The sequence below is a fragment of the Ensifer sp. YR511 genome (assembly GCF_900103045.1).
In the GTDB taxonomy this organism is placed as follows: domain Bacteria; phylum Pseudomonadota; class Alphaproteobacteria; order Rhizobiales; family Rhizobiaceae; genus Ensifer; species Ensifer adhaerens.
Map to the genome: position 1 here is coordinate 113223 of NZ_FNGR01000019.1, position 25234 is coordinate 138456.

Genomic DNA, 25234 nt, shown 5'->3' on the forward strand with positions numbered 1-25234 from the left:
CCATGCTTCGTATCGGAGTGGATGTTGGCGGCACCAACACGGACGCGGCGCTGCTGCGCGGCGCCGAGGTCCTGGCCACGGTGAAATCCTCTACCACCGCGGACGTGACATCGGGCGTCAGCGCGGCGATCCGCACCGTTCTGGCCGAAGCAGGCGTTGCTGCCGGCGCGGTCAACGCGGTAATGATCGGCACCACACACTTCCTCAATGCGATCGTCGAGGGTCGGCATCTTGAAAAGGTGGGCATTCTGCGCCTTTGCGGTGCGGCGACGCGCTCCCTGCCACCCATGATCGACTGGCCGGATACACTTCGCCCCGTCGTTGACGGGGGTGCGGCTCTGGTTGGCGGCGGCGTCAATTACGATGGTTCCGAGATTGCCCCGCTCGACGACGTGGCGATCCGCGCGGCATGCCGCGATTGGCGGGCGCGCGGCATCTCCGCCGTCGCGATCTGCTCGGTCTTTGCCCTGGTCGATCCGAAAATGGAAAACGACGCGGCGGAAATCGTTGCCGAGGAAATGCCCGGCGTGGCAATCAGCCTGTCGCACCGCGTCGGTCGCACCGGCCTCCTGCCCCGCGAAAATGCCACCATCCTCAATGCGAGCCTCCATACGCTCGGACGCGAGACGGTCGGCGCCTTCCGCGCGGCATTTGCCGCGCTCGGCCTCACCTGCCCGCTCTACCTGACGCAGAACGACGGCACGCTGATGGCGGCCGAGTTCGCCGAGCGCTATCCGGTCTTCACGATCGCGTCCGGACCGACCAACTCCATGCGTGGTGCGGCCTTCCTGACCGGGCTATCCGACGCAGCGGTCATCGACATCGGCGGCACCACCACGGATATCGGCATGCTGGTCGCCGGTTTCCCGCGCACCCGCAGCGAGGGCGCGGAGATCGGCGGCGTGCCGACTAATTTCCGTGTTCCGGACGTCTACTCTTTCGGGCTCGGCGGCGGCAGCATCATACGCCCCGGTTCGTCTTCGACGATCGGCCCGGATTCGGTCGGATTTCGCCTGCCGGAAAAGGCTCTCTGCTTCGGCGGGGACACGCTGACGGCCACCGACGTCGCCGTTGCTGCCGGCCTTGTCGACCTTGGCGAGCGCGACCGCCTCAGCCGCATCACGCCGGAATTTGCCCAGCAGATGCTGGCGCAGATGAAAGCCAGGATCGAAACGGTGCTGGACCGCATGAAGCCGAGCGCCGATCCGATCCCCGCCATTCTTGTCGGCGGCGGCTCAGTGCTGGTCGAGGGCCTGCTGGAGGGAACCTCCGTTTCGCTGAAGCCGGATCATTTCGGCTCGGCCAACGCCATCGGCGCGGCAATTGCCCAGGTCTCCGGCGAGGTGGACAGCGTGGTTTCGCTGGAAGGCACCACCCGGGAACGCGCACTGGAATCCATCGTCGCTGAGGCACGGGCGCGCGCCGTCGAGGCCGGCGCCGACGCCGAGACGACCACCCTTGCCGAAATTGAAGAAACGCCGCTGGCGTACCTGCCCGGCAACGCCGTTCGCGTCGCCGCGAAAGTGATAGGGGAGTTGCGGGCATGAAGTACTGGACGCTCAGCGAAGCGGATATCGATCGCATCGCCATCGGCTGCGGGATTCTCGGAACCGGCGGTGGCGGCAGCACCTACCATGGCCTTCTGCGCGCCAAGGCGCTCCTGCGCGAAGGCAAGCGCATTCGCATGGTGCGCCCCGCCGACATGGCACCGGATGCGCAGATCCTGGGTATCGGCGGCATCGGCGCCCCGACGGTGGGCATCGAAAAGATCCCGGAAGGCAGCGAGGGCGTCCGGCTATTGAACGCGCTCGAACGGCATCTCGGCCGCAAGGTCGATGCGGTGCTCGGTGACGAGGTCGGTGGCGGCAACGGCATTGCGCCGATGCTGACGGCAGCGATGGTCGATCTGCCTGTCGTCGATGCCGACGGCATGGGCCGGGCCTTCCCCGAAGTGCAGATGACGACCTTCTTCATCCACGGCCAGGCGGTGCAGCCGGCGGCCCTTGCCGACGCCGACGGCAACGTGCTCGTCGTCACCGACGCGACGACGCCGAAGATGCTGGAGAAGCTGTTACGCGCCAGCACCATTGCCATGGGATGCACCGCGCTGATGACGACTGCGCCGATGTCCGGTGAATTCGTCCGCCGTTTCGGCGTGCCCCACACCACCAGCCAGGCGTGGAGTCTCGGAGACGCCGTCATGAACGCGCGCGCGGCCAAGGAGGACCCGGTCGAGGCCATATTGAAGCAGTCCGGTGGTGTGCGGCTGATGCGCGGCAAGGTGACCGATATCAGCCGCCGCGTCATGGCGGGCTTCACCCGCGGCAAGCTCACGGTTGCGGGCCTGGATGCCGACGCAGGCCGGACACTCACCGTCGACATCCAGAACGAATATCTGATCGCGCGCGAAGGCGAAGAGATCATCACCATGGTGCCGGACCTGATCTGCATCGTGGATTCGGAAACCGGCCGGGCGATCGGCACGGAAGAGCTGCGCTACGGGCTGCGCATCGACGTGTTGTCCATGCCTGCACCGGTGCTGCTGCGCAGCGAGATCGCGCTCGCCTCCGTCGGCCCGCGTGCCTTTGGTTACGATTTCGACTTTGTGCCGATGGGCGTGTCTGCGGATGCGCCTGCCGTACCCCATTACAAAGAAGACGCCTAAGCGTCCGCCCCTCCAGAACTCGATTGGGAGCCCGACATGAACCGCCGCAATTTCTTGAAAACCGCCGCCCTCACCGCTCTCGCCACAGCCGCCGCATCGCATTGGAATTTTGCGATGGCCGAGGGTACCAGCAGCATCTTCACGCTCGCCTATCCGACGAGTTTTCCGGACCTTGACCCGGCTACCTCGTTTTCCAACGACGGCGCGGTGCTTGCCAATGTCTACGAAGGGCTGACGCGCTACATTCCCGCGACCGACAAGGCCGAAGCCAAAATCGAGCCCCTGCTCGCAACCTCCTGGGACGTGAGCGCAGACGGCAAGACCTGGACGTTCACCCTGCGCGATGGCGTGAAGTTCCACGACGGCAGCCCGCTGACGTCGCAGGCGGTCAAGGGCTCGATCGAGCGGACCAAGAAGATCGGTGGTGGCGCGTCCTTCATCTGGGGGCCGGTTGCGTCCATCGAAACACCGGAGCCACTAAAGGTGGTGTTCCTGCTCTCCGAGCCGCAGCCACTCGACCTCATCGCGTCGGCCGGCTTTGCCGCCTGGATCTACGCGCCTTCCTCGCACGACAAGGAAGCGTCCTGGTTCAACACCGGCAACGATGCAGGGACCGGGGCGTTCAAGATTTCGCGCTACGAGCCCGGCCAGCGCGCTGTCCTCGACCGCGTCGAAGGTTATTGGGGCAAGGTGCCGGACGGCGCTTTCCAGACGATCTCCTTCGAAATCGTCGAGGATGCGACGCTCGCCCAGAACATGATCGAGAGCGGCCAGGCCGACTGGACCTACAGCCTCCCTTACGAAAATCTGGAGGCGTTGAAGTCCAATCCCGACCTGAACGTGGTCGTGAACCCTTCTTTCGAAACGCTGTTCGGCCTCTACAACGTCGAGCGTGCGCCGCTCGACAAGGTCAAGGTGCGTCAGGCCCTGTCGCTCGCCTTTCCCTATGACGACGTGATCTCGGCGGGTACGAGCGGCTTCGGCACCCGCGCCAAGGGTGTCGTCCCGGCCGGTATCTGGGGCCACGATGCCAACGCGCCGATCCCGAAGACCGATCTGGAAGCAGCCAAGGCATTGCTTGCCGAAGAGGGCATCGAGCCGGGCCTGGAACTGGTCATGACCTATTCCACGTCCCAGGCGATCGAGGCGGTGGCAGGCGAGCTCTGGAAGGCCAACCTGGAGACGCTCGGCATCACCCTGAAACTCCAGCCGATGGCATGGGAAGCGCAATGGCAGCTCGGCAAATCGAACCCCGAGGCGGCGCAGGACATTTTCGTCATGTTCTGGTGGCCGACCTTCGTCACCCCCTACGACTACCTCTTCAACCTGTTCCACAGCGAAGAGAAGCCGAACTTCAATCTCGGCTACTATTCCAATGCCGAGGTGGACACCAAGATCGATGAAGCGGCCAAGCTCTCGGGCACGGACCGCCCGCGCGCCGAGGCGCTGTTTATCGAGGCGCAGCGCAAGATCATCGAGGATGCGGCAGCGATCTTCATGCTCGACCAGCCGAACGTCCATATCATCCGCGCTGGCATCAAGGGCTACGCCGACAATCCGGCCTATGGTCACATCGCCTTCGTCAACGATCTGAGCCGGTAGGGCACGCGGGGGGTCTGATGGAACTTCTACGCTACATCCTGCGCCGCACGTTTCTCTCCGCCTTCGTGTTGGTGGGCGTGACCTTCCTGGTCTTCGTGGTGGCACAGGTCGTTCCGTCGGACCCCGCATCGCTCTATGCGGGCCCGCGTCCCACGGCCGAGCAAATCGAAAAGGCGCGCCAGGAACTCAATCTGGACGCGCCTCTCCCTGCCCGTTTCGCGACGTTCGCCGGCGCCATGGCGTCCGCCGATTTCGGCATATCCTACAAGTCCAGGCGTCTCATCGCGGAGGATCTCCGCGCCTATCTTCCGGCCACTCTCGAGCTCGCCATCTTTTCGACCGGCCTTGCGCTCCTGATTGGCATTCCGTTCGGCGTCATTGCTGCAGCGCGGCAAGGCGGCTGGGCAGACCGGCTCTGCAGTTTCGGCTCGATCGCCGCCGTCGCAATGCCGACCTTTTTCCTGGCGATGATCCTGCAGCTCATCTTTGCGCAATGGCTGGGCATCCTCCCACTCTCCGGGCGACTTTCCAGAGAGATCGCGATTTCGGCGCCGCTGCCGATGGTGACCGGCTTCAACCTGATCGACGCACTCATCGCCGGGCGCCTTGAGGCATTCGGCGACGCACTGACGCACCTCATCCTGCCGGCATTGACACTCGCGTCCTATCCTGCCGGCGTCGCCATGCGATTGACCCGCTCGGCCATGATCGAAATCCTCGAGCGCCGGCATATCGTTGCTGCCCGCGCACTTGGGCTTTCCGAACCACGCATCCTCTTCGGTCACGCGCTGCCGAATGCCATGGGCCCCGCACTGACGGTGATCGGCCTTTCCTTCGCCTATGCCCTGACCGGCGCGGTGCTCATCGAGATTATCTTCGCCTGGCCGGGTCTTGGCCGTTACGTATCCGAAGCGATCCTTGCCAAGGACTTTCCGGTCATCGCCGCCGTCACCATGGTCGTGACCATCTGTTACGTCGTGATGAACCTTTTAATCGACATCACTCAGGCCCTTGTCGACCCGCGGGTGGCGCTGTCATGAAAAAGCTTGTCAAACGCCTCGGCTGGCCTGGCACCTTCGCACTGGCTGTCATTCTCATCTTCGTGCTCGTTGCGCTCCTCGCACCGTGGATCGCGCCCTATCCCCTGCAGGGGGCCGGCGGGCCTAATGTCGCCGCCAAGCTTTCACCGCCCTCTGCCGACTACTGGTTGGGGACCGATCATCTCGGCCGGGACATTCTGAGCCGCATCGTCTACGGGACGCGGGTATCCCTGACGAACGGCATGCTGATCGTCGCCTTCTCCTTGCTGATCGGGCTGCCGATCGGTCTTGCCGCCGGCTACTTCGGCGGGTGGATCGATGAAGCGCTGATGCGCGGTACCGACGTCTTTCTCGCCTTCCCGGCGCTCTTGCTGGCGGTGCTGATGGCCGCAGCCCTCGGACCAGGCTTTCTCAACAGCGTCATCGCCGTCGCCGTCACCTGGTGGCCCTGGTATGCGCGACTCGCCCGTGCGGAGGTGTTGGTGTTGCGTGGCCAGCCCTATGTCGAGGCGGCACAGCTCTCCGGCGTCTCGCATTGGCGCATCATCCTGCGCCACATCCTGCCGGCGACCGGCAGGCCGCTGACGGTGCAGGCAGCCCTCGATGTCGGACCGGCGCTTCTGACCGCCGCCGCTCTCTCCTTCCTCGGCCTTGGCGTATTGCCGCCGACTGCCGACTGGGGCCAGATGGTCGACGCTGGAAGAAAGTTCTTCCCCGCGCGCTGGTGGTATTCTGCGATGCCGGGCCTGACCATCTTCGCTATCGCGCTCGCCTTCAGCGTGCTCGGCGATGCGCTGCGTGATCGCAAGGGAGGGACTGGCCGTGCCTCTGCTTGATATCCGCAATCTTTCGGTCAGCATCCCGACGTCGGAAGGTGAGGTTCACGCGGTGCGCGCCGTCAGCCTCGAGATCGAGCGCGGCGAGGTCCACGGCGTTATCGGCGAGTCCGGCTGCGGCAAGACCATGACCGGGATGGCCGTACTCGGCCTTGCGCCGAAGGGTGCCCGCATCGTTGCCGATCGGTTCAATTTCGACGGCGAGGATCTTCGCGAGCGGGCGGCGCAACTGCGTGGTCGGCGTATCGGCATGATCGCCCAGGATCCCGCTGCCGCCCTCAATCCTGTGCTCAGCATCGCCAGGCAGATGGACGACGTGATCCGCGCCCATCGGGACCTGCCGCATCGGGGCCGGCACGCGGAAGCGGTCGAACTTCTGGCCGCAACCGGGCTGCCTGACCCGGAGAGAGTGCTCCGTAGCTATCCACACCAGCTTTCGGGCGGCATGCAGCAGCGTGTGGTCATCGCGCAGGCGCTGGCGACCGGCGCCGAGTTCCTCATTGCCGACGAGCCGACCACTGCGCTCGACGTCTCGGTCGGTGCTCAAGTCCTGGCATTGCTACGCAAGCTGGTAACGGAGCGCGGGCTCACCGTGTTGATGATCACCCACGACATGGACGTCATTGCAGAGGCCTGCGATCGCGCCACCGTGCTCTATGCAGGTCGCTCGGTCGAGACCGGCCCGGTCGACGCCGTGCTGCAAAGTCCCGGGCATCCCTACACCCGTGCCTTGCTCGCCGCACTTCCGGACGCCGCGCCGCTTGGCGCACGGCTGGCGGCCATCGAGGGCTCGATACCGCCGCCGCGCTCGGCGATAGCCGGCTGTGCCTTTGCCTCGCGCTGTCCCCAGGCACTCCAGCAGTGCGCAGCCACGCCACCGCCGGGGCGCAACCGGGCCGCACATCGCTGGCTATGCCATTTGCCGGAGGACGCTGCATGACCACGGCCCCGATACTCGACGTCGACAACCTCGTCATCCGCTACAGCGCCGGCCTCTTCGCGACACGGCCAAAACCCGCGGTCAACGGTGCGAGCTTCCGTTTGGCCAGAGGCGAGACCCTCGGGATCGTCGGCGAAAGCGGATCCGGCAAGACAAGCCTCCTGCGCGCCATCCTTCGGCTTCTTCCGGTGGAAAGCGGGCAGATCCGGCTTGAAGGACAGGACTGGCTGGCGCTGAAGGGCAGCGCTCTGCGCCGGGAACGCCAGAAGATCGGGGTCGTGCTGCAGAACCCGTTCCTGTCGCTGAGCCCGAGATTGGCGATCGCCGATATCCTGGCCGAGCCAATCCTGGCGCAAGGCGGCCGACAGGACGCCGCGATGCGCGACAAGATCGCGGGCCTTTTGTCAGACTGCGGGTTGCCGGCCGATTTTCTCGATCGCCGCGCAGGCGAACTCTCCGGTGGGCAGGCACAGCGCGTGGCGATCGCCCGCGCACTGGCTCTGGAACCGAGCCTCCTCATCCTTGACGAACCGACATCGGCGCTCGACGTCTCGGTACAGGCACAGATCCTCAATCTGCTTTCGGATCTCAAGGAAAGCCGCGGGCTGTCGATGCTGTTCGTCACCCATAACCTGAAGGTCGTCGCACATGTCTCCGACGCGCTTCTGGTCATGCGGCGCGGCGACGTCATCGAGTTCGGAAAAACCAAGGACGTCATCGCGGCCCCGGCCGATCCCTATACGCGCGAACTGCTTTCCTTCGGGCGCTGCGAAAGACTTGTCGAGACCTCCTGACGGCGGCGAACAATGTCCTTGATGTCGATCTTGTTTCGGAGCGCCGGCGGGCGGGCTCTGTTGCGACCGCGCAGATAGCGCCATGCGCGAGCGAGAAGACGCGCAAGGACCCGATGTGTCGGACGGACGAGTGAAGCCGAGACGGATCGCCAGCACGAGGTCGATCAGCAGGTGCCAACTTGTCCAGGTGACTGAGAGAATTGCAACCGTTGCGATCGGCACCACATGCGCCCATTTTCGACGGTGCCTCCTGTCGTCGGTAAGTTATTCGAAAGACAGCCAGGCGCTGGCAGACAGCAACGACGCGACGATCGGTAGGACGAACCGGATCCCTTGAATGTCGTAGGTCCAGCGCAGCCCCACAATAATCGCCAGTGCAGTGCAAGCGCCAACAAAAAACAAGGCGGATCTGCCGATAGGTCCCGTCTGTCGCAGGCGGACCAATAGTATCGACAATAGCAATGCCGTGACGAAAGGGAGGGGTATGCTCAACATCGTTCGACGCGAACTACTCTGCTAACCATCCAACACCGTGCCCAATTTCTTCTGTCCTTGCTCAGTGCTGTCTAGTCGACCAGGATTTCAAGCGCCGCCGGCTGGCTGACAAAACCGACCGGGCTCGCGCTCAGGCCGTATGCACCCGATTGCAGCACAACAATCAAGTTCCCCTTCTCCAGTCGGCTCTCTGGATATGGTGCTATTTCCCGAGCTCAAAGCTGCCTATCTATTCGGTTGCATCGCTTCTGAATATTATGGGTGATGCGCTCCAGGACCCTCGTCGGATCGCCAGCAGTGTCGACGATCTGCTTCGCGACATCTTCGCAGGCGCCACCAACTACCGCCGCAAGCTTCTGGACGCGCCTGACAGTCGATGCGCCGCTCAACCCGACCTCCTCGGCGAACGCTTGCCAATCGGCTCGCCTCAAATCAGGCGCGATGAAACGTCCGGCGATGCCCTGCGGCAGGCTCTGGTCAACCTGACGATACACCGCCGCGCACGTCAAATCGTAAAGCGGTGCTATCTTCGCAGATCCGCCAGCGCCGATCAGGATGGAGTAGTTTTTGGCGTGCGAGTCGGCATTACAGATCAGCACGTTGAAAATCACCGCATCCAGAAGCTTCAGGCGTTCGCCGGGTGAAACGAGATCGCTGATGGCGTCAAACATCATCTTCAGTGACACGCCGCGGCCCGACGAGGACCGCTCGTATTTCTGTGACGGAAAATGACCCGTTAGCTGGCAAAGGTCTTCCTGGTGAAGCCTGCGGATCGCACCCGCCGCATCTGTAAAACGGTCATAGCGCTTCACCAGCAGATAGCGTCGTTTGCCGGCTATGCCGATCGTAGCTTCGGCCGCCTCCAATCCGCATGCCCGGGCAAGTGTCAGGCAGAAGACCTCGTTTTCGACGCTTCCCGCCAACCTTCTGGTATCCGGCTTTATGATATGGGTCGACGGCGTGCCGTCGACCGGAATGGAAATAGTGCCATTCTCCTCGACGAAGACAGGCAGCTTCTCCTGTACGCCTGCCAGCGACATGGAGACGCCGCGTTCTCCGACCAGGAATGGTTTGGCCGGAAGCTCATTGAGAATGCGCTCCAGTGCGCCCTCGTCCGGGATGGGCTCTAAGTTGACACCGGCCCTCCGCGGTTCGCCGATCGACAGGGCTCCGGCCGTGTCTCGGCCGATGTGACCGAGTAGGCCAACGATGTCCTGGGGAGAGACTTTCAGCCGCTGACCGATTTCCGCGAGATGTGTTTCCGGAAGCAGGTTGGCGAGCCACGGCAGCAGTCTGTCCGCATCGACCACCCCTGAACGCAACGGCATCGTCAGCGAGATTGGGAAGGCCGAGCGGCGCGCTTCCCAGGATGAGTCGTAGTCGAGCCGCCATTCGCTTTCGAAAGTCATCCATGCGACGGGGAAAGCTTCATAGAAGATGGTTGTCATCGACCATCACCGAACGTCGGCAGGAAGCCGAGATCATCTTCGGCCGCGACTGATGACGATTGGCCTGTCTTCAGATCGCCGATCTCGATGCCGACCGTGCGCGCGACGATCAGCGCCTTCTCGAGCTGGCAGCTCGGTTTGCCCGATTCGAGTTCAACTATGAAACGTTCGCCCGTGCCGGAGCGGCTGGCAAGTTCGGTCTGGGTCCAGCCGAGGCCTTTACGTTTTTCCCTGACGGCAACGCCGAAATCGCGTGCGGACCTGAACATCCAGTGTCTCCAGTTCTAGCTTACCGTACAGGAAGATTTTCGGAATTTCAACGTCATCCTTACCGATCGGGAAGTATCGGCCTCTGAAACTTAAAATCATCCCGATCGGGAAGTTTCATGAAGTCGCGCCTTTCTCTGAGAGGGCCGAGTAGAGGCCTTGCGAAGCTGCAAGCAGGATCGCGACCGCAACGATCACACCGATACGCAAAGTTCTTTGAGCGACGGTTTCCTGATCCTGCATCGTCAACCTCGTTGAACAACAGGTGTATTCGACGATCGGAGAATGGCCGGTGAATTCGAGGACGTCGCGGCCCTGCACATCGAAGTCGACGATACGATCGACGCCTCGCGTGTTAGCTGCTTGGCCAGCACAGACGAACGTATTTGCGCCGGCTCCGCCACTTAAGATGTCGGTGAAATCGCCGCATGAAAGGATATCGTCGACCTCGCCGCCAAAAAGCTGATAGCTCCGCGAGCCTATGAAAGCGGTCGGTCTGCTCATCAATCACGTCCGAACCGACAACGCACACCTGCCCGCACAACGCAAATGTCGATTCTAGCGCCCTAGATCGTACTGCGTTGGGATTCGACCAAGTTCTTCAACATCAGCGGCAGAATTCCACCCACCTTCAACGTATCGACCTCAGCGGCCGTCTCGATCGCCGCGACCGCTTTGAATGTGGTAGCCTCGCCCCCGTACCGTTTAATGGCAATGTCGATCGGACAACGCGGCGAGATCAGGCCTGCGATGGCATTTATTTCGATGAGGTCACCTGACTTTAGAGCGAGATCATCTGGTCCCAAACCCTCCGGCAGTCTCATTGGCAGAATGCCCATCCCGATAAGATTGGAACGGTGAATCCTTTCGAAGCTTACAGCCAAGACCGCGCGGACGCCGAGGAGGGATGCTCCCTTGGCTGCCCAATCTCGCGAGGAACCCATTCCATAACGCTCGCCAGCGACAATCACGACGGACTGCCTGCTCTCGGCATAGCGATTTGCGGCGCACCAGAGCGGGAGGACTTCACCTGAGGGCGCATGGATCGTCGATCCTGGTGGGATCTCGCTGCCCAAAAGATTTTGAACAGCCCGGTTTGTATACAAGCCCCGAACCATCGCTTCCCAGTTGCCCCGCCGCGAAGCATGAACATTAAGGTCGGTCGGGACTTCCCCTCGCTCGATGAGATATCGGCCGGTTTCACTCTGAGCCCGGATCGCCCCGGCTGGCGAGATATGGTCCGTCGTGATGTCGTCACCGACAACGATCAGCGGATGCGCATCATACGTGCCGAGTAAGCTGCCTTTTCCAAAGCCTGCGAACGGCGGCCTGCGGATGTAGGTCGACGTCTCGTCCCATGGAAACAATGTCGTCGCCGGCGCCTCGAGTTCGCGCCAAGCCTTGCTGGCCTCCGCTTCGTCATAAGCTGGCTTGAAATCAACCGCATCGGAGGCAAGCGCAACTGCTTCGTCAATCTCCTTGCTCGTCGGCCACAACATCGACAGTGTCACGGCCCGCCCATCGGCCGTGTATCCGATCGGATCCCTCAAAATATTCAGCTCGACGGTTCCAGCCAGCGCAAATGCGACGACAAGTGGAGGAGACGCGAGGAAGCCTGCCTCAAGCTGCGGGTGTACGCGACCAGGGAAATTCCGATTGCCCGAGAGAATGGCGACCGGAAGGATTCCTCGATCCTTCATCGCGACGGCGATCGGTTCGGTCAATGGTCCGGAATTGCCGATACAGGTCGTGCAACCGTAACCGACGATTCCGAAACCGACCGCTTCGAGATCCTCTAACAACCCGGACCGCCGGAGGTATCGTTCCGCCGTAGGCGATCCCGGCGCGAGCGATGTCTTCACCCAAGGCGCCGGATGAAGACCAAACGACCGCGCCTTTCGTGCCAGCAAGCCTGCCGCGATCACGAGTCGCGGATCGGATGTGTTGGTACAGCTTGTAATGGCCGCGATGGCAACCGCCCCATCGTTTGGTTCTGAGGGGTCGGCACTTGCGACCGCTCCGCGCTTCATCGAAGAAATCGCGGCAACCGTTTCTCCAACCGATATCCTGTCCTGAGGGCGCGTGGGACCGGCAAGGCTGGGTTCGATCGCCGAAAGGTCGATCTCGACGACGTGTGTGTAGCGGGGATTGTCGTCCGGATTGAACCAAAGCCCGACGCGCTTGGTATATGCTTCTACCAGCTCCACTTGCTCAGAAGTTCGACCAGTTGTCCGAAGATAATCAAGCGTACGGTCGTCGATCGGAAAGTATCCGGAATTACCGCCAAACTCCGGTGTCATGTTGGCGACCACAGACCGATCGCCGGCCGTCAGTGCCGCCACGCCGGGGCCGAAGAATTCTACGTATTTGTCCTGAAGATCGATCTTTCGAAGGATATGCGTCACCGTCAACGCCAAATCCGTCGCAAGCACCCCATCGCCAAGATGACCGGTCAGCCGGACCCCAACCACATCCGGTACCCGGAGCGAGACAGGCATCCCAAAGAAGACGCTTTCTGCTTCCAGGCCGCCGACACCCCATGCAAGGACGCCAATGCCGTTGATCATCGGCGTATGACTGTCCGTACCGATCAACGTGTCGGGCGCGGCCCAGCGACAACCGTCTTTCTCGATCGTCGAGACGACCGTCGCGAGGCGCTCGAGATTGAGCGTGTGCATAATGCCGGTACCGGGCGGATGAACGCGGAACCCGGTCAGCGTATTCGTCGCCCACTTCATGAAGCGATACCGTTCGGCATTGCGGTCGAACTCGCGTTTCATGTTGAGTTCAAGCGACGCAGAGCCACCAAAGGCATCTACAGCCAAGGAGTGGTCCGTGGAGACGTCCACCGGGACAACGGGATTGAGAAGCGCCGGATCATGTCCCGCCTCCGCAAGAGCCGAACGCATTCCCGCGATATCCACGAGTGCAGGACCGCAAGTGGTATCGTGCATCATGACACGATTGGGAAGAAACGGGATCTCCAGCTCGCTCGAACCCGTTGCGAGCCAGTTGATGATCGCAGCCTTGGCCCGCGCATCATCTTTGCCTGCTGTACGCAGAACATTCTCCAATAGGATACGATGGATGTATGGAAGCGACCGAAGCTGATGCCCAGCCTCTGCTGGCAGGTCGATGATGTCGTATACAACTTCGTTGACCGTGAGTTTTGATATCGTGCTCATCCTAAGTCTCTCATCGCATTTCTGTGTTCGGAGCGAAAAACTTCAGCCTCAATGGAGCGAGGTCGATCCAGCAAATTCCATCTTATGATAATAAAATGTAATTCCATTGTGACCGCATTGTTTCTCGCCTGGAGTTCCCTCTTTTTACACTTGCGGTGTCTTGATCCTGCTGGCGCCCATGATGTGGGTGTAAAGGAAGGCGGCCGCTTCTGATCGTCGATCACTCTCGAGAAGATCAAGGATGTGCAGATGCTCTGCCGTCTGTTTCGGCAGGCGGCTGCGATCAATGGTGATCTGGTACTCCAGAAGGCGTCGCAATCTGTTGATGCGCTTTATCGCGTCGAGGAAAAATTCGTTTCCGGAGCACGCGACAAGCATTTCGTGAAAGTCATTATTGGCTTTGAAGATCTCGGCCCGCGACCAATGTTCGTATCCGCCATTTCCAAGTTCCGTCTGTGTCTCTCGCGCCCTGCGAAAACCGTCCGCATCCGATTGGAACGTCGGCAGCAGCATCGCCTGCTGCTCTATCACGGCACGGAACACATATCCTTCCTCGTAGCTCTTCCTCGACATAAGGGTCTGCTTGAACGACCAACCGTTGCCGGGAAGGCGCTCGATCCATCCTTCGTCGGCGATCCGGTGAAGGATCTTCAAAAGTCTGGTTCTTGGCACCCCGTAGATCCGCATCAATTCATTCTCACTGACGCGCTCGGCAAACCTCTCGGACAGACGATCGTCCGCGATCCTGAGATAGATCGCATCGTCACCTTCGGTAGCTTGGCCATTTTCGGGCTCAAGATCGTCGATTGCCTCGCCGTTCACCGCGAGAAAATAGCCGCGGTTCGGCTCGGCTCGCACGATGCCCCTCTCTTCCAGCTTTTGAAGAGCGCTCATGATCGGAGCACGGGACACACGAAAATTGTCGGCCAGCATCTGTAGAGGCAGATGATCTCCCTTTCGCATCGCGTTGGACTTCACGAACTCGATAATGTCCGTGCTGATCCGGGGTGAGAGACTGTTCCTGGCCATACCTTTTCCGTGCGTCCTGTTCTTTCAGTTCGAATTGCCACAGTGATGTGCGCCGCCCGGCGCAGTCAAACAGATTTGCGCCATCAATCCTCGTCCTGACGGAACTTCGAGAGACCTCTGAACATGAACGGAGCGACCAAGGCAACAAGGGCAATGCCGATCATGATGGCTGAGCTCGGGTGCTGGAGCAGGATCATCGGATCGCCAAGGCTCATCTGCAGAGAGCGACGCAAGGCACTGTCTGCAAGCGGGCCAAGGATAAGACCGACAACCGCCGGAGCGATGGGATAGTCGTAGCGGCGCATCGCAAATCCGACGACACCGAAACCCGTCAGCAGCAGAAGTTCCGTCACCGAGGGGTTCGCCGCAATCGTGCCCATCGATGCAAACACGAGAATGCCTGCGTAGAGCCACGGAAGGGGAATTTTGAGAAGCTTCACCCACAACCCCGACCAAAGGCAGGTTGAGAACGAGCAGCATGACGTTGGCGATAAACAGGCTGGCGACCAGTCCCCAGACGAGGTCGGCGTGCTGCGTGAACAGCAAGGGACCCGGCTGGATGTTGTATTGCTGGAAGCCCGCAAGCATGACGGCTGCGGTGGCCGAAGTCGGTAGTCCAAGCGTCAGCAACGGAACCAGCGTGCCGGCGGCCGAAGCATTGTTTGCAGCCTCGGGACCAGCAACGCCTTCGATCGCTCCGTGACCGAATTCTTCCGGCTTCCTGCTCAGCTTGCGCTCGATTGTATAGCTCAGGAAAGTGGGAATTTCAGCGCCGCCGGCGGGAAGTGCGCCGATCGGGAAGCCCGTCACCGTTCCGCGAAGCCATGGCTTCCAGGAGCGCTTCCAGTCTTCTCTGGTCATCCAGATCGACCCCTTAACCGGGATAGGCTTTTCGGGCCTGTAGAGATGACGAGACGCGACAAAGAAGGCTTCACCGATCGCAAACAGACCAACGGCAAGCGTTGTCACCTCGACGCCATCCAGCAGTTCGGGAACACCGAACGTCAGGCGGGCCTGTCCCGTCAACTGGTCGATGCCCATCAGTCCGAGCCAGAGCCCAAAGGCCAGACTTGTCAGGCCCCTCAGCGGCGATGACCCGAATGTTGCCGATACCGTGACGAACGCAATCAGCATCAGGCCGAAGTAATCCCAGGGACCGAACTTGACGGCGATCTTCACGAGATAGGGTGCGAGGACGGCCAACCCGGCTGTTGCGATCAGCGCGGCAACGAACGAACCGATAGCCGCGGTCGCGAGCGCCGGTCCCCCGCGTCCTGCCCGTGCCATCCTGTTGCCCTCGAGCGCGGTGACGACCGATGCGCTTTCGCCAGGCGTATTAAGCAGGATCGCGGTTGTTGAGCCACCGTACATGCCGCCGTAGTAAATTCCGGCGAACATGATGATCGAACCGCCAGGATCCAGCTTAAAGGTCACGGGAAGCAGAAGTGCCACCGTCAGTGCCGGGCCGATACCTGGCAGAACACCGACGGCCGTTCCAATCAGAACGCCGATGGCGGCGTAGATCAGGTTCGCAGGCTGAATGGCCAGCGCGAACCCATCGATCAAAAAGGAAAAAGTATCCATCAAGGCGACCTCAGAAGAGGCGCTCAAGCGGGCCTTGCGGCAGCGCGAGCGTCAGGAGCTTATTGAAGAGAAGGAAAACCAGAACCCCGATAACGGCCCCGAGACAGAGATCGACAAGTATGGCCTTGCGACCGAACGCCCGTGCAGTCAGCGCGAAAAGAAGCGTGGACCCAAGGATAAAGCCACCCCCCATCCAGATCGATCCGATCAACCCGGCAAGAGCAAAACCGATCCAGCCGACGGCCAACCAGTCGGCGCTCTCGACTTCGATGTCCGATGGCTTGAAAGCGCTGACAAGGTGACCGATGGCAAGGGCTACGAATAGCATCGCCACGAAATACGATGCCGCGCTCGCGCTCATCCCATAGGTTGCCCGCACCTTCATGTGACTGGCATCCCAGTACGTAATGAAGGCGATTGCAAACAGGACGACAGCGATCACCGCCGTTGGACGGTTGGGTATGCGAAGAGTTTTCTGGGTCATGGTGTCCTCGTCGCACGCGGAAGCGGCGCTTGCCGACTTCCGCGTGCTCGTCAGGTTAGTTTGCGAGACCGATGGACGTAAGGATGGTCTTCACGCGTTCAGTTTCCGAACCGATGAAAGCCTTGAACTCGTCGGAAGGAGCATAGTAGTCGGTCCAGCCGCGAGCCTTCAGGATTGCCTGCCACTCGGCAGACTTAACCGTCTTCTCGACTGCAGACTTAAGCGCATCGAGATCAGCGCCTTCTACGCCAGGACCGGCAAAGATACCGCGCCAGTTTACCAATTCGATATCAAGACCCTGCGCTTTCAACGGCTTTGCTTCGATGCCTTGGATCGGCTCCGGATAGGAGATCGCCAGTGCTCTGAGGTCGCCGGATTTGATCTGGCCTTCCCATTCGCCGTAACCCGACACGCCCGCGGTCGCCTGACCACCGAGCATGGCTGCAAGCGACTCGCCGCCGCCGGAATACGCGACGTAGTTGATCTTGCTGGAATCGGCACCCGCTGCCTTGGTAACGAGCGCTGCGAGGATATGATCGGCACCGCCAGCCGATCCGCCAACCCAGATCGTCGTCGCGACGTCCTTCTTAATTGTCGCAAGCAGATCGTCCATGGATTGAATCGGCGAATCCTTCGGAACGACGATCACCAGCGGATCGCCGGTCAGACGAGCGATCGGAGTGACCTGGGTTAAATCGACCGAAGACTGGTTGGAGATGCTGGCGCCGACGAGCGTGATGCCTGCGACGAGAAGCTGGCTGGGATTGCCCTTCGCGGAGCCGATGAACTGGGCAAGACCGACTGTGCCACCTGCGCCGGGGACGTTGATGACCTGCACGCTCTTCGCGTTGCCGCTGGCCATCATGGCTTCCTGCATCGAGCGGGACGCCGAATCCCATCCGCCGCCAGCACCGGCTGGCGCCATGATGGTTAGCTCCAGATCCTGCGAAGAAGCCTGCAGCGTTCCAAATCCCAATGTGCTGCCGACGACGGCTGCGAGAAGCCCGAGTTTAAAAAAATTGCGCACAGCGATTTCCTCCTGCTGGTAAGGCTCACCTCCTGAGCCGTGCGCAGTATTTGCATTATATAATCATAAAAGTAAATATGAGTGCGCTAAAGTTTTTCAACTGATAAGACCACATCGCCGAGCCGCTCGACGATGGTGCGGGTGGATTTTAGCAATGGTGCCATTCGAACGGATTGCCATGCGTCGCGCTGGTCAAGGGCGTTGGAAGGCGTCTTCATCGCATTGAGGTAAAACCTCTTAGCGAACACATTTTGGCAGCCAAAGCTTGAGTTTCGCTACCTCGGTTCCATGTTGATTTGGCTACACGTTGAACATCATGGAGGAGGTGATCGAATGACGCGATACAACATAGCGCTGGTATTTGCGGCCGTATGGGGAATGTGCAGCGCGGGAGTGACCCACGCCGAACAGTTGGCCGCGACATCGCGTAGCAACATAAAAAATGATCTCAACTATCTGATGTACACGCCAGACGACTATGCGTCTTCCGACAAAACGTACCCACTCGTCGTGTGGCTTCACGGCGGCGATCAGGGTGGGACTGATATTGAGAAAGTTAGATCGAGCGGAATTCCGAAGTTGATCGAGGAGGGCAAGACATTCCCGTTCCTGGTATTTTCGCCTCAGAATCCAAGTGACGAACTCCTTTACCCGATCGAGAAAGTGGAGGCAGCTCTTGAGGAGGTCATGTTGAAGTATCGTGTCGATCGCACGCGGGTCTATGTCGTGGGCTTCAGCCGCGGCGGTTTCGGCACTTGGGCCATGGCAGAACAGTTTCCCGATAAATTTGCGGCTTTCGTTCCAATCGCTGGCGGCGGGAATCGTCACTACCTGAGTAGGACAAATGAAAAGGCAGCCTTTTGGGTGTTCCACGGCACCAGCGACGACACCATTCCTTTGTCGGATTCGGTCGTGCTTTACGAACGACTTATCGGTCTAAAGCGAAATGCTCGTTTAAGTGTCTTGGAAGGCGTTGACCATTCGGGCGTTGAGTGGGCGGCCTTAAATGATCCGGAGCTTTGGAATTGGCTCCTCAAACAGCGCCTCGAGGTCGCGCCTAAATAGGCATGCCTACCCTTCCGCCTACCGCGAAATGGAAACGATAAGGGTCTGCTTGGCGCCTTAATCCCGGCCGTTGGGCATCGCTAGCCGATCTCCGATAACAGATATGTGGTGGATCGGGCGTGGCGGCATGTTTGCGCAAAAAAGACCGACGTGAGGCCGGTCGACCTTGCCATTGTGCCAATGCGGCCGAGCGAAGCCATGCGTCGTTGGTTGACATATGAGGGGCAGCCCATAAGCTGGGTCAACGCCTTTGAGTTCGACACCGTTTTCCGGAGATAGGGATCATGCAGGTGCCCCTCAGACAAGTATGGCCAAGCGCATGAGGCGGTTTCTGTTCGTGAGCCTCGCCCCCCTTTGCTTTTCGGCTTTGGCGTCCGCCGCCGCAACGCTAAACTCCATTATGGAGAGCGGAACCGTGCGTATCGGTTACATCTTCGATCAAGCACCATTTTCCACCCGCCAGCCAGGGGCCGAACCGGTGGGATATGCCATCGACCTGTGCCGCAAGATTGCCGACGAGATCGAAGATCAAATTCCGCAACTAAAACGAGAATTTGTTGAGGTGACGCTCGCCGGCGGCTTCGATGCAGTAGAGAATGAAGATATCGACTTGCTTTGCGGTTCCATCACTGTGAATTTGAAGAGGCGGGAAATCGTCGATTTCTCACAACCGATCTTCCTCACCGGGGCGAGCGCGCTGCTGCGCAAGGATTCGCCCAGCTACCTGCAGGCGCTCTTTCTCAACGGGCCGGCCGTTCACGCCGTCAGCGAGCGCGTTGCCACAAACGTCATCGGTATGCGCGCAAACACGACGACGGCAGGGACGCTTCGCGAGGCACTCGCAATCCAAGAATCGAAGACAAAGCTTGCCGATTTCAACACGCATGAGGACGGGCTCAAGGCGCTGGAGGACCACAGGATCGATGCCTACATCGCCGATCAGGTGCTGCTCATCAACCTGGCCAAGCGGGCGCGCGATCCATCCTCGCTCGAGGTCGGCGATCGCCTGATCACGCATGAACCCTATGCGATCGCGTTGCGTCGCAACGACGCCGACTTCCGCCTGCTGGCAGACCGCGCGCTGACAGACTTCTACCTTTCGGAGGATTTCCTGCCGCTGCTGGAGACCTATTTCGGCAGCGAGGCGCCGATGCTGCACACGCAAATCATAATGCAACACGTGCCATAGGTCGTGTGCGGCGGGCGGTCACCACAGCATTCCGAGAGCGTTGGGCATGGGCTGATTCTGACGCCTCGGATGTCTGCTTTTTGCAATAGCAGCGGACGGTGAGCTTCCGGCCCCAATTGAGACGCTCGGTCACGCTGGCCAAGGTCCGCTCCTGAGCTCCTCGGGCGTTCAGATCATTGGAAGTCAAACTCTCCACTCGACGACCGGAAGTCGGCAGCACGCCGGCTATCCCTCGCCTTGAGCGGAAACGGACTGGCGGCCCGCCACTCCGCTCGCCATATCAGCGACGATGCCAATTAAGTGTGATGTCTCCGCGCACCCGACATGATACCTTATACTCGAACGTCAGCACGAAGTCCCGTGTCGCGGCGTTCCTGCCGAGTGATGGATCGTGCCCCGCGAGTTTTCGGCCCCTGAGGGCCATTTCATGTCGAACGAACCGATAGTCCATTTCGAAGCGGCGAGTACCCTTGCCGTGGTGGTTTCATCGAACGAGCCGCTGCTTTTCCTGTCTAGAGACCAGAAGGTTATTGCAGCGAGCACATCGTTCTGCCGGACTTTCGAAATCGATCCGGCGACCGTTCCCGGCCGACCGCTCGGTTCGCTTGGAAATGGCGAATGGGCAATGCCCAAGCGCGCCTCGCTCCTAAACGCTACCGCTTCCGGAAGCGCCCGGATCGAGGCCTACGAAATCGACCTCCAGCGCCCCAACCGGAGCACACGACAGTTGATCGTCAATGCGCAGATCCTCGACGATGGCGACAAGGCGCATATCCGGCTGCTGCTGGCCATCACTGATGTGACGGATGCGCGCGCTGAAGCGAAACTGAAAGATGACCTTATCCGCGAGAAGGCCATCCTGGTGCAGGAGGTCCAGCACCGGGTCGCAAACAGCCTTCAGATCATTGCCAGCGTTCTCATGCAGAGCGCACGCCGGGTTCAGTCGGACGAAGCGCGCGGCCACCTTCACAACGCCCATCACCGGGTCATGTCGATTGCGGCCGTGCAACGGCAGCTTTGTACGTCCGGCGCCGGCAGCGTCGAACTGCGCACCTACTTCACCCAGCTTTGCGAAAGCCTTGGCGCGTCCATGCTCGCCGACGAGCGGGTTTCGATATCGGTGACAGTTGATGAGAGTGCTGTTGAAGCCGATGTTTCTGTCAGACTCGGGCTTATTGTGACCGAATTGGTGATCAACGCACTCAAGCACGCCTTCCCGGGGCAGGAATGCGGCACAATTGCCATCGACTATAGTTCGACAGGCGACGAGTGGACGCTTCGTGTCACCGACGACGGCATCGGTATGCCGAGCGGCAAACTTGTCCCCGGGTTGGGTACCGGCATCGTCGACGCACTTTCCAGGACCCTGGAGAGCGAAATCCAGTTGAGCGGTGCAAATCCCGGCACTGCCGTGACCATCAGGCATCGGGGAGACGTCGCTCGCGAAAAGAACCCGCCAGCGGCCGCGTAGACACAGATCTCCCGTTGGGACGCTGTGTCGGGGGCGCAGGTTCCGTTTTAAAAGGTTCAGATGTTCAACGCCAAGAGCGGAACATATCTGCTTTGTTGCTATCACACTAGGGGCATGGCCTTAAGCGGGCGATCGGAAGACCGCCCGTTCAAAGGATTTCGCTATTTGGCCAGGTGCCAAACACCTCCAACGCCATCGCCGTTGGTGTCCCCGGCCTTTTTGTCCTCGGCATATGTGTACAGCGGCTTGCCTTCATAGGCCCACATTCCCTTGCCGTCTGCTGCCTTGACCAGTGACCATTTCCCTTCCGCTTTAGTGTTCGCGGCGGCGTGGAAAGCCGGCCATTTCTTCAAGCAATCCTTGTCGCAGTTCGATTTGTCTTTGGCAACCTTGTCGAAAGTATAGAGGGTCATCCCCTTTGCGTCAGCCAAAACCTTGCCCATCTTGGTGTCGACCATCTTGGCGGGTTCGGCTGCGAACGCAGACCCACCCAAAACAGACGCCAACCCGATCGCGATTAACAACGTTCTCATGACAGTCTCCAGGTTCGGGGGTGCCGGCGGAATGCCGGTAGCGCCCGATCCAATGGAAAAACCAGCGGACGCAGAAGAGGTTCCCGGTTTTTACGCATAATGGGGGCGACCGAAACCAAGCGGCATGGGGTGATCTCCCTAGCCGCCGTCACGTCGTCGTCTGACGCCAAGCAGCGATGGGCATTTTCGTTGCTACGCCCCTCTCAATCATTAGCACACTGTCGAAGAAATCGACGCCGCTTGCTGATCGGATAGGCGAAACGTCATGCATGACGGCGATCACAGTCGCCTCCGGGCAATGATCCAGGATCGCCTGGTGGAATACGTGAACTGCCTGAATGTCAAGCGCGCTCGTGGTCTCGTCGAGAAAGAGGAGGCCCGGCTGTAACAAAAGGATCTTGGCAAGGACGAGCTTCTGCTTTTGGCCTCCCGATAGAAGCAGGTCCCAGCTCTGGCCGTTGCGGCCATCCTTGGGGAGTTCGTCGATGAATTCGCCCAGACCCGCCTCGTGCAATGCCAACGCGACACGCGTATCCGGGTAGTCGCCCGAAGAGTCCGGAAGGCAAAACAGTTCCTTCAAGGACACCACCTGAAGCTTGACGTCTTGGGCGGCATAGAGAGTTCTGACGTGTCTTGGCGTTGTGACAGTGCCGCGTCCGTGCGCCCAAAGACCACTAATTGCCTTGATGAGCGAGGTCTTACCGCTCCCTGAATCACCAACGACCAAGGTCCACTCGCGGGCAGGAACTGAAGTCTGTCAGCCGTCAGAAATGGAAGCTCGGTCCCCGCGTGCAGGAGGCCGATCTGCTCAACAGTCAGGCCGAGCGCCGGGTCCTGCTTCGTATACTGGAATTCGTAAAGGCCTGTTTGCGCATAAAACTCCTCAGGCCGCTGAACGGCTTCGATCGCCTTCGCGAGATCGGTCATGCGCCGGGCATTCGCCCTCAGCGTCGCAATGTCGGGCATGACGTGTATGAACCACGAGCATTCGTTGATCAATGCTGTCGCCAGTTCAGCGCCCGTAACGTACTGCTGCAGACTGACCTTGTTGTCCATGTAGGGGAGCAGGCCGGGTACATAGGCGACAATCCGCGAGCCAATGAAATTATGGACAAGTTCGAACCCCATATAGCCGGCAGTGACCCGGTTCAGGCTGGCCCAGTATGATCAATGTCGAGATACCGGCGCTCGTTGAGGACATTCTGGGCCCTCTCTCCATGGAGGACGGCGACATGGAAGCTGCGGTGGAGGAGTCCGTTCAATTCGGTGCGGTAGCTTCCCTCCGCCCATTGCATGCGTACCGACAGGTGCTGGAGAACCCCACCAAGCTTGGCGGCAATGACGGTGTTGAGCGGCAACATAAATCGCGACCGCCACGAACGCCAAGCAGGCGCTTCCATAGCTGCCCAGGAACTCAAACCCTCTCACGTCGCTCGACATCTCAATAAGCTTGCTTCCGACGAAGCCAAGGGACAGCACGACTCCTGCAATGCCCATCCCCAGCCCGATGGCACCGCCGGTCATGCCTTTGATCGATTCTTGGACGCGCTGATCGATATTGTCCGGGGCTGGGACAGCGGATCCGGACGCGTCTGAGCCCATTTGTAGAAGATGGAAATGCGTATGGTTGCTGTCAAGCAATGCTTCGTTGAAGCGTCGATCGAGCCACGCGCGCCATTTGCGGTGGAGCGTAGTCGAGAAGAAGTGGCGGACAGCGGTGAAACACACGTCCCTCATGATCGCGATTGCGGCAAGCGTTGCCGCTGTAGTCAACAATGCCATGGGCGTGGTGGGTGTGGCTGGATGGTGAAAGTAGGCGATCCGATTTATCAACTCGCCCGAGGTGACCGCAAACCAGACGCTGGCCTGCGCGGTCAATGCCGTCAGCACAAGAATGGCAAATGTTAGTCCCCAAGCCTCGCGCCAGCGTTCGGAAAGCCAATAGGCGCGCATAAGGCCCCAGAAGCTGCGCATCGACGAAACAGGACTGGTATGGCTGCCTGCCTCGCGGCCGAGCAACCGTTTGACAAACTGCCAAGCGTGACTTCGCATGGCGGCTACATGTCTCCATAACCCATGAAAGCAGAGTTTGGAGCACGTGTCGGCGTTGTCAACTCAACTCAGCTCAGGCGAAAGCTGGGGCAGCAGTCGCTGACTGATAGCCTGCATCAACCTAAACTAGAGTCGCTTCGCGGCCCGTCACATTGTCCATACTGATTGCGAAAAAAACAGGAAGGTACCCCGGTGGCTTGGCATCCGAGCCCCAGTTGAGGGCACCTGGATCCCACCAATCATTGTAAACCTTCAGTATGTTCCAAGCGTGTTTCTTGTCCGTCTCTTTGTGGAATTCGTGGTACCTGCCCTCAATGATGACGCACTTCCAGCAGTGCTGATCAGTGCAATGCTCAATCTCAACGCACACGAGCGGATTGCTGCGCATGAATTCAATCTTCCGTCCCGGCATCGAAAACCCGAAAACTTGGCCCTCTGCGCGGACATAATAAATTGGCACAACATAAGGCTGATTGTCGCGACAACACCCAAGCCGGGCGACGCGCTGCTCGGCGATGAGCATGCTGCATTCGCTGGATAGCATCTCGCGCAATCTCACTGGCGTTGCTCCCTGTAATTCTCAGTGTCGCTAGACGAACTCGACGCTTGTGTGGATGCTTGCAATCTGGTTTTCATGATAACATGAAAGCGGACGATAAGCGCGGGTACCACGTCGCATTGGCGCATGCCGCCATGGGATATGGTGGCAACGGAATTACATCCAATCAGATCGCCGCAGATATTGGATCTACAGCGATCCCTGGACATAAAGATCCCGACAGCGGCCTGTTCGCGTTTCGTCCCTCGCGTTGACTTGCCACGAGCAACAACTAGCAAGTTTCCACAGGCGATATCCGACTCTGACATACTTACAGTCGAAAAAGCCGCTCCTTGAAGTACGCTGGGCATGTTCATCGCAATCAGCATCCTAGTCACGGGCCTTGTCATTACCCTGATGCTGTGGTTCGTTCAAAAACTTCCAATCGACGTGACAATGAAGCAGATGGCACACATCGTTGTTGTCGTCGTCGGCGTTATCGCGTTGCTCCACTATCTGGATCTAATCTGAAGCAAGTGCCACTACTCGGCGCAGCGGAGGCCGCCATCCACGTGAAGCGGACCCTATCGTGAGCGCGACGAACAGCCCACTGCTTTCGGCGTTGACGGAACGGCAATAGCGATTTTTCTCAGAACTTCTGCTTTGCTCGCTTCGGCATAAAATAGGTTCGTATATTGGCGAGTGCTTCGGCGACCTCAGCAGCATCCTGGCGGGTCGCTTTCCGTTTTGTCTCGCCGAGCTTGCGAATGGGCGCGACGATATCGCCAGTGACGGCATGACCTCGAAGGACGGGCTGCCAAAGCTTGGGCGCGTACCTTGTTCCTAGCAGAAAGCAGAGGTCCCAATCGAATGGATCAAAGGTCTGATCATCGATCCTGGTGAACCTGGGCCGGTGGTCTTTCGGCGTTTCGGCGAGGCTTGCCGATATCCGGTTGTATTCCGCAACGATGGTTTGCACGGCCCGATGCT

23 protein-coding genes and 2 pseudogenes are annotated in these 25234 nt (G+C 59.9%); 12 read left to right on the top strand and 13 right to left on the bottom strand.

Annotated elements, in window-relative coordinates; all coding sequences use genetic code 11:
* Nucleotides 1-2: 2 nt before the first annotated feature.
* Genes BLU15_RS26175 through BLU15_RS26210 form a run of 7 tightly spaced genes read left to right on the top strand, consistent with a single transcriptional unit; the run spans nt 3 to nt 7877 of the window.
* Nucleotides 3-1547, top strand: a complete 1545-nt coding sequence (locus tag BLU15_RS26175) for a hydantoinase/oxoprolinase N-terminal domain-containing protein (RefSeq protein WP_090299415.1) — start codon at nt 3-5, stop codon at nt 1545-1547.
* Nucleotides 1544-2665 (top strand): DUF917 domain-containing protein, encoded by a 1122-nt coding sequence (locus BLU15_RS26180; protein ID WP_060604921.1) that lies wholly within the window; start codon nt 1544-1546, stop codon nt 2663-2665. Before BLU15_RS26175 ends, BLU15_RS26180 begins: the two co-directional genes overlap by 4 nt.
* 36 nt (nt 2666-2701) lie before the next feature.
* The gene (locus tag BLU15_RS26185; RefSeq protein WP_090299478.1) at nt 2702-4267 is read left to right on the top strand and encodes an ABC transporter substrate-binding protein; all 1566 of its coding nucleotides are present in this window, start codon (nt 2702-2704) and stop codon (nt 4265-4267) included.
* A 17-nt stretch (nt 4268-4284) separates the two neighbouring features.
* A complete protein-coding gene (locus tag BLU15_RS26190) occupies nt 4285-5307 on the top strand; it encodes an ABC transporter permease (protein ID WP_060604926.1) in 1023 nt (340 codons plus the stop codon).
* Nucleotides 5304-6143: an ABC transporter permease gene (locus BLU15_RS26195; RefSeq protein ID WP_060521268.1), complete on the top strand. Its 840-nt coding sequence runs from the start codon at nt 5304-5306 to the stop codon at nt 6141-6143. Before BLU15_RS26190 ends, BLU15_RS26195 begins: the two co-directional genes overlap by 4 nt.
* Nucleotides 6130-7083, top strand: a complete 954-nt coding sequence (locus BLU15_RS39065; RefSeq protein ID WP_176960360.1) for an ABC transporter ATP-binding protein — start codon at nt 6130-6132, stop codon at nt 7081-7083. Before BLU15_RS26195 ends, BLU15_RS39065 begins: the two co-directional genes overlap by 14 nt.
* A complete protein-coding gene (locus BLU15_RS26210) occupies nt 7080-7877 on the top strand; it encodes an ABC transporter ATP-binding protein (RefSeq protein ID WP_090299417.1) in 798 nt (265 codons plus the stop codon). Before BLU15_RS39065 ends, BLU15_RS26210 begins: the two co-directional genes overlap by 4 nt.
* A 710-nt stretch (nt 7878-8587) precedes the next feature.
* On the opposite strand, the gene BLU15_RS26225 is transcribed toward BLU15_RS26210, so the two are convergent.
* The 8 genes and pseudogenes from BLU15_RS26225 to BLU15_RS26260 all read right to left on the bottom strand — a co-directional run bounded on the left by BLU15_RS26225 (nt 8588) and on the right by BLU15_RS26260 (nt 17396).
* Nucleotides 8588-9820: a type II toxin-antitoxin system HipA family toxin gene (locus BLU15_RS26225; RefSeq protein WP_090299424.1), complete on the bottom strand. Its 1233-nt coding sequence runs from the start codon at nt 9818-9820 to the stop codon at nt 8588-8590.
* Nucleotides 9817-10089: a helix-turn-helix domain-containing protein gene (locus tag BLU15_RS26230; RefSeq protein WP_090299428.1), complete on the bottom strand. Its 273-nt coding sequence runs from the start codon at nt 10087-10089 to the stop codon at nt 9817-9819. Before BLU15_RS26230 ends, BLU15_RS26225 begins: the two co-directional genes overlap by 4 nt.
* Nucleotides 10090-10204: 115 nt before the next feature.
* Nucleotides 10205-10591: a calcium-binding protein gene (locus BLU15_RS26235; RefSeq protein ID WP_090299431.1), complete on the bottom strand. Its 387-nt coding sequence runs from the start codon at nt 10589-10591 to the stop codon at nt 10205-10207.
* A 62-nt stretch (nt 10592-10653) separates the two neighbouring features.
* Nucleotides 10654-13272, bottom strand: coding sequence for an aconitate hydratase AcnA (gene acnA / locus BLU15_RS26240; protein ID WP_090299434.1), 2619 nt, complete (start codon nt 13270-13272; stop codon nt 10654-10656).
* 144 nt (nt 13273-13416) lie between these two features.
* Nucleotides 13417-14301 (bottom strand): GntR family transcriptional regulator, encoded by an 885-nt coding sequence (locus BLU15_RS26245; protein ID WP_090299436.1) that lies wholly within the window; start codon nt 14299-14301, stop codon nt 13417-13419.
* An 83-nt stretch (nt 14302-14384) separates the two neighbouring features.
* A pseudogene (locus BLU15_RS26250) lies at nt 14385-15885 on the bottom strand (tripartite tricarboxylate transporter permease).
* Nucleotides 15886-15895: 10 nt separating this feature from the next.
* On the bottom strand, nt 15896-16369 hold the full coding sequence (locus tag BLU15_RS26255) for a tripartite tricarboxylate transporter TctB family protein (RefSeq protein WP_090299438.1): 474 nt from the start codon (nt 16367-16369) through the stop codon (nt 15896-15898).
* A 55-nt stretch (nt 16370-16424) separates the two neighbouring features.
* Nucleotides 16425-17396 carry a Bug family tripartite tricarboxylate transporter substrate binding protein gene (locus BLU15_RS26260; RefSeq protein WP_090299441.1) on the bottom strand — a complete coding sequence of 324 codons (972 nt, stop codon included), beginning with the start codon at nt 17394-17396 and terminating at the stop codon, nt 16425-16427.
* 378 nt (nt 17397-17774) lie between these two features.
* Between BLU15_RS26260 and BLU15_RS26265 the strand changes: the two genes are divergently transcribed.
* The 3 genes from BLU15_RS26265 to BLU15_RS26275 all read left to right on the top strand — a co-directional run bounded on the left by BLU15_RS26265 (nt 17775) and on the right by BLU15_RS26275 (nt 21121).
* Entirely contained in the window at nt 17775-18461 is a 687-nt protein-coding gene (locus BLU15_RS26265) for a carboxylesterase family protein (RefSeq protein WP_244546818.1), read from the top strand.
* 307 nt (nt 18462-18768) lie between these two features.
* Nucleotides 18769-19650, top strand: a complete 882-nt coding sequence (locus tag BLU15_RS26270) for an amino acid ABC transporter substrate-binding protein (protein WP_090299446.1) — start codon at nt 18769-18771, stop codon at nt 19648-19650.
* Between the two features lie 427 nt (nt 19651-20077).
* A complete protein-coding gene (locus BLU15_RS26275; protein ID WP_090299449.1) occupies nt 20078-21121 on the top strand; it encodes a sensor histidine kinase in 1044 nt (347 codons plus the stop codon).
* A 161-nt stretch (nt 21122-21282) separates the two neighbouring features.
* Here the strand turns inward: BLU15_RS26275 and BLU15_RS26280 are convergent, their stop codons facing one another.
* Entirely contained in the window at nt 21283-21654 is a 372-nt protein-coding gene (locus BLU15_RS26280; protein ID WP_090299452.1) for a COG4315 family predicted lipoprotein, read from the bottom strand.
* Between the two features lie 148 nt (nt 21655-21802).
* Nucleotides 21803-22381 carry an ATP-binding cassette domain-containing protein gene (locus tag BLU15_RS40125; protein WP_305765355.1) on the bottom strand — a complete coding sequence of 193 codons (579 nt, stop codon included), beginning with the start codon at nt 22379-22381 and terminating at the stop codon, nt 21803-21805.
* A gap of 62 nt (nt 22382-22443) precedes the next feature.
* On the opposite strand from BLU15_RS40125, the gene BLU15_RS40775 reads away from it, so the two are divergent.
* The gene (locus BLU15_RS40775) at nt 22444-22821 is read left to right on the top strand and encodes a hypothetical protein (RefSeq protein WP_305765356.1); all 378 of its coding nucleotides are present in this window, start codon (nt 22444-22446) and stop codon (nt 22819-22821) included.
* Here the strand turns inward: BLU15_RS40775 and BLU15_RS40135 are convergent, their stop codons facing one another.
* Entirely contained in the window at nt 22822-23706 is an 885-nt protein-coding gene (locus BLU15_RS40135; RefSeq protein WP_244546816.1) for an ABC transporter family protein, read from the bottom strand. It lies immediately after the preceding gene.
* 121 nt (nt 23707-23827) lie between these two features.
* Nucleotides 23828-24229 (bottom strand): pyridoxamine 5'-phosphate oxidase family protein, encoded by a 402-nt coding sequence (locus BLU15_RS26290; RefSeq protein WP_162741228.1) that lies wholly within the window; start codon nt 24227-24229, stop codon nt 23828-23830.
* Nucleotides 24230-24613: 384 nt separating this feature from the next.
* Here BLU15_RS26290 and BLU15_RS39615 point away from each other — a divergent pair, with 384 nt between their 5' ends.
* Nucleotides 24614-24775, top strand: coding sequence for a Thivi_2564 family membrane protein (locus BLU15_RS39615; protein ID WP_090299457.1), 162 nt, complete (start codon nt 24614-24616; stop codon nt 24773-24775).
* A 118-nt stretch (nt 24776-24893) separates the two neighbouring features.
* Here BLU15_RS39615 and BLU15_RS26300 read toward each other — a convergent pair.
* Nucleotides 24894-25234, bottom strand: a pseudogene (locus tag BLU15_RS26300) (YecA family protein); the annotation flags it as partial.